This window comes from Streptomyces sp. NPDC054840, from assembly GCF_053611065.1.
In genome coordinates this window covers 1-4606 of sequence record NZ_JBSGZP010000168.1, presented here as the reverse complement: position 1 = coordinate 4606, position 4606 = coordinate 1, and the positions used below count along the sequence as shown (strand labels likewise).

The following is a 4606-nucleotide window of genomic DNA, read 5'->3' as shown; positions in this document are numbered from 1 at the left end:
GACCGGGTCCTCCTCGTGCGGGAAGTGCCCGAGCCCGTCGAACAGCCGCCAGCGGTACGGCGCTTCGACGTACTCCCCCGAACCGGCCGCGCTGCGCGTGCGCATCACCGGGTCCAGCGAACCGTGCAGATGCAGCGTCGGCACCCGCACCGGACGCTTCATCCGCCGGTTGAACTGGATTCCGTCGGGCCGCGCCATCGACCGCATCATCCAGCGGTACGGCTCGATCGAGCAGTGCGCGGTGGACGGGATGCACATGGCCCGCCGGTACACGGCCAGCTCCTCGTCCTCGGGCGGCCGCGGCCCCGACCAGTCCCGGATCAGCTCCCCTACGAGCGCCCCACCGTCGGCGACGAGCTGCCGCTCGGGAACGAACGGCCGCTGAAAGCCCCAGATGTGTGAACTCGCCCGGGTCTGACCGAAGTCCGACAGCATCGCCGAGCGCCAGCGGCGCGGATGCGGCATGGAGGAGACCACGAGTCGGCGCACCAGCTTGGGCCGCATCACGGCCGCCGTCCAGGCGAGGTACCCGCCCAGGTCGTGCCCGACGAGCGCGGCGTCCGGCTCGCCGAGGGACCGTACGACTCCGGTGATGTCGAGCGCCAGGTTGGCGGGGTCGTAGCCGCGCGGGGTGCGGTCGCTGCCGCCCACCCCGCGCAGGTCCATCGCGACCGCCCGGTATCCGGCGTCGGCGAGCGCGGTCATCTGGTGCCGCCAGGTCCACCAGAACTGCGGGAAGCCGTGGAGCAGCAGCACCAGCGGCCCGTCACCGAGCTCGGCGACGTGGAAGCGGGCGCCGTTCGCGGCGACGTCCCGGTGCGTCACCGCCCGCCCGCCGGGGAGGTCGAGCCGTACCGCCGTGGCAGCTGTGGGAGGAACGCTGGAGTCCGGCGTGGGCGCTGTCATGAGGACGAGCGTGCCACACCCACAGCCTTGTCACTCACCGGCCGCGGATGCGGCTTGACGGTCCCGACCAGCGCGGCGGTCTGCTTGACGGAGGCGAGGGACTTCTCCGGCGGCTTGACCTGCCTGAACTTGACCCAGGCGATCAGCCCGACCACGCCCGCGAGCAGCCAGAACACCCCGGCGACGATGAGGAAGCACCACGCCAGGCCGAGCCCGGAGGTGCGAATCCAGTACGCCAGGGCGAAGCTCAGCATCGGAACGGAGGCGAGCCCGAACACTCCGGCGGCGATCGCGGCGCCGCTGCCGATCCCGGCGCGCTTGACGTCCTGCCTGATCTCCACCTTGGCGAGGGCGATCTCGTCGTGCACCAGTGCGGACATCTCGGCGGTGGCCGAGGCGACCAGCTGGCCGAGTGTGAGCTCGGCTCCCCGCGCCTCTTGGTCCACTGCGCTCATCGCTCTCTCCCTCTGTCGTCTGCTGCCGGGCGGCGCGGCTGTCCTGCGTCGTCAGTCAGATCATGCCGGACGGTCGCCGTCGGTGGTGGATCCGGCTGCGCCTCGAGACGCGGTGGCGGCCTCGTTCTCGGCCTTGCGGCGGTGTTCCGCGGCCTTGTCCTCGTAGATCTTGGCCATCCGCAGGTGGTACTCGGGGTTGTGCTCCTCGTAGATGTCCGGGATGCCGTCGTGGTCCTCGTCGCGCTCCTCGGCGTCGGTGAGCGCCCGGTACCTGCGGTCGCGGAGCTTGAGCAGGACGCACGCGATCACGGCGGCGATCAGGGAGCCGATCAGGACGGCCGCCTTGACCTCGTCGGTGAGGACCGCGTCGTCGGCGAAGGCGAGTTCACCGATCAGGAGGGAGACGGTGAAGCCGATGCCGGCGAGCGCGGCCACGGCGAGTACGTCGGGCCAGGCGAGGTCCTCGTTCAGCTCGGCCTTGGTGAAGCGGGCGGCCAGCCAGGTGCCGCCGAAGATGCCCACCGTCTTGCCGATGACGAGTCCGAGCACCACGCCGAGGGTCTCGGGACGGGTGAAGACCTGGGCGATGGCCTTGTCGGAGAGGGAGACACCGGCGGAGAAGAGGGCGAAGAGGGGGACGGCGAGACCGGCCGACACGGGCCGGGCCAGGTGCTCGATGTGCTCGCCGGGCGAGTGCCGCTCGCCGCCGCGGCGGGTGCAGCGGAGCATCAGGCCCATGGCGACGCCGGCGATGGTGGCGTGGACGCCGCTGTTGTACATCAGGCCCCAGACGACCAGGGCGAGCGGGACGTAGATGTACCAGCCGCGGACCTCCATCCGGAGCAGGAACCAGAAGAGGACCAGGCCCACGACCGCGCCGCCGAGCGCCAGGAAGTCGATCTCGCTGGTGAAGAACACCGCGATGATCAGGATGGCGAACAGGTCGTCGACGACCGCGAGGGTCAGCAGGAAGGCGCGCAGGGCCGACGGCAGCGAGGTGCCGATGACGGCGAGGACGGCGAGCGCGAAGGCGATGTCGGTGGCGGTCGGGACGGCCCAGCCGTCCGTGGAGCCATGGCCCAGGATGTTGACGAGCACGTAGACCAACGCGGGTACGGCCATGCCGCACAGGGCGGCGATCACCGGCAGCGCGGCCGCCCGGGCATCGCGCAGATCGCCCGCGACGAGCTCGCGCTTGAGCTCGATGCCGGCGACGAAGAAGAAGATGGCGAGGAGTCCGTCGGCCGCCCAGTGCTGGAGCGAGAGGTCCAGGCCGAGGGAGGCGGGGCCGATGTGGAAGGACCGGACGCTGGTGTAGCTCTCGGAGATGGCGGAAATGTTCGCCCACAGGAGAGCGGCGATCGCGGCCACGAGGAGCAGCACGCCGCCGACGGTCTCGGCGCGCAGCGCATCGCCGACGAAGCGGAGCTCGGGCAGTGAGAGGCGGCCGAGCAGCTTGGGGCTCTTGTGGTCGGTGGGGCTGGGCGCGGCCACGAGGGACACCTCCGTGGGTCGGTTGGACGGCATGGCGAAGCTCATTGCCGACCAGACTTCCCGGCGCACCTTGTGATCTTTCTTTACGCTTTGAATACTTTACAGGGCGTGCGCGAGGACGTATCCGGCGATCATCACTTTAAGTGCCGAAGGGGCACCCGGCGCGGCGCGCCGGATACCCCTTCAGGTGTGTCTCGGTGGTTCTCGGTGTATCTCGGGCGGTGCGCCCCAGCCCGTGGCTCAGTCCTCGCTGCCGGCGGCCGGGAGCTTGCTCTGGATCAGGTCCATGACCGAGGAGTCGGCGAGGGTGGTGACGTCACCGACTGCGCGGTTCTCCGCCACGTCACGCAGCAGACGGCGCATGATCTTGCCCGAGCGGGTCTTCGGCAGCTCCTGGACCGGCAGGATCCGCTTCGGCTTGGCGATCGGGCCCAGCGTGCTGCCCACGTGGTTGCGCAGGTCCGTGACCAGGTTCTCGGTCTCGGAGGCGCTGCCTCGCAGGATGACGAAGGCCACGATGGCCTGCCCGGTGGTCTCGTCGTTGGCGCCGACCACGGCCGCCTCGGCGACCGACGGGTGCGAGACGAGCGCCGATTCGACCTCGGTGGTCGAGATGTTGTGGCCGGACACCAGCATCACGTCGTCGACCCGGCCGAGCAGCCAGATGTCGCCGTCGTCGTCCTTCTTGGCGCCGTCGCCCGCGAAGTACTTGCCCTCGAAGCGCGACCAGTAGGTGTCGATGAACCGCTGGTCGTCGCCCCAGATGGTGCGCAGCATCGACGGCCACGGCTCGGTGAGGACCAGGTAGCCGCCCCCGCCGTTCGGGACCTCGTGCGCCTCGTCGTCCACGACGGTGGCGGAGATTCCGGGCAGGGCGCGCTGGGCGGAGCCCGGCTTGGTGGCGGTGACGCCCGGCAGCGGGGAGATCATCATCGCGCCGGTCTCGGTCTGCCACCAGGTGTCCACGATCGGGCAGCGGTCGCCGCCGATGTGCTTGCGGTACCAGATCCAGGCCTCGGGGTTGATCGGCTCGCCGACCGAGCCCAGCACGCGCAGGCTCGACAGGTCGAACTTCGCGGGGATGTCGTCGCCCCACTTCATGAACGTACGGATGGCCGTGGGCGCGGTGTAGAGGATGGTGACGCCGTACTTCTGGACGACCTCCCAGAACCGGCCCTGGTGCGGGGTGTCGGGGGTGCCCTCGTACATCACCTGGGTGGCGCCGTTCGCGAGCGGCCCGTAGACGATGTAGGAGTGCCCGGTCACCCAGCCGATGTCGGCGGTGCACCAGTAGACGTCGGTCTCCGGCTTCAGGTCGAAGACCGCGTGGTGGGTGTACGCGGCCTGCGTGAGGTAGCCGCCGGAGGTGTGCAGGATGCCCTTCGGCTTCCCCGTGGTCCCCGAGGTGTACAGGATGAAGAGCGGGTGCTCGGCGTCGAACGGCTGCGGGGTGTGCTCGGCGGACTGCCGGCCGACCGCCTCGTGCCACCAGACGTCACGGCCCTCGGTGAAGGCGGTGTCCTGGCCGGTGCGGCGCACGACGAGCACGTGCTCGACTTGCGGACACTTGGCGACGGCCTCGTCGATGGCGGGCTTCAGGGCGGTGGGCTTGCCGCGGCGGTAGCCGCCGTCGGCGGTGATGACCAGCTTGGCGTCGGCGTCCTGGATGCGGGAGGCGACGGCGTCGGCGGAGAAGCCGCCGAAGACCACGGAGTGCGCGGCGCCGACGCGGGCGCACGCGAGCATCGCGA

At 70.4% G+C, this 4606-nt stretch carries 4 protein-coding genes; all 4 read right to left on the bottom strand.

Translation table 11 applies throughout. The features are described from left to right. Nucleotides 1–906: alpha/beta fold hydrolase (locus ACWGIU_RS14910; protein WP_453705848.1), on the bottom strand; the 906-nt coding region annotated here is incomplete at its 3' end. Continuing rightward, the gene (locus ACWGIU_RS14905; protein WP_453705846.1) at nt 903–1361 is read right to left on the bottom strand and encodes a phage holin family protein; all 459 of its coding nucleotides are present in this window, start codon (nt 1359–1361) and stop codon (nt 903–905) included. The genes ACWGIU_RS14910 and ACWGIU_RS14905, both read right to left, overlap by 4 nt. Before the next feature lie 60 nt (nt 1362–1421). Continuing rightward, nucleotides 1422–2855 (bottom strand): Na+/H+ antiporter NhaA, encoded by a 1434-nt coding sequence (gene nhaA, locus ACWGIU_RS14900; RefSeq protein WP_453705864.1) that lies wholly within the window; start codon nt 2853–2855, stop codon nt 1422–1424. Nucleotides 2856–3095: 240 nt separating this feature from the next. Then, nucleotides 3096–4606, bottom strand: a 1511-nt coding sequence (acs, locus tag ACWGIU_RS14895) for an acetate--CoA ligase (protein WP_453705844.1), incomplete at its 5' end; no start/stop codon positions are given.

Bases quoted from the DNA above. Each gene is read 5' to 3' on its own strand.
- ACWGIU_RS14905 (WP_453705846.1), bottom strand. From the start codon at position 1,361: ATGAGCGCAGTGGACCAAGAGGCGCGGGGAGCCGAGCTCACACTCGGC.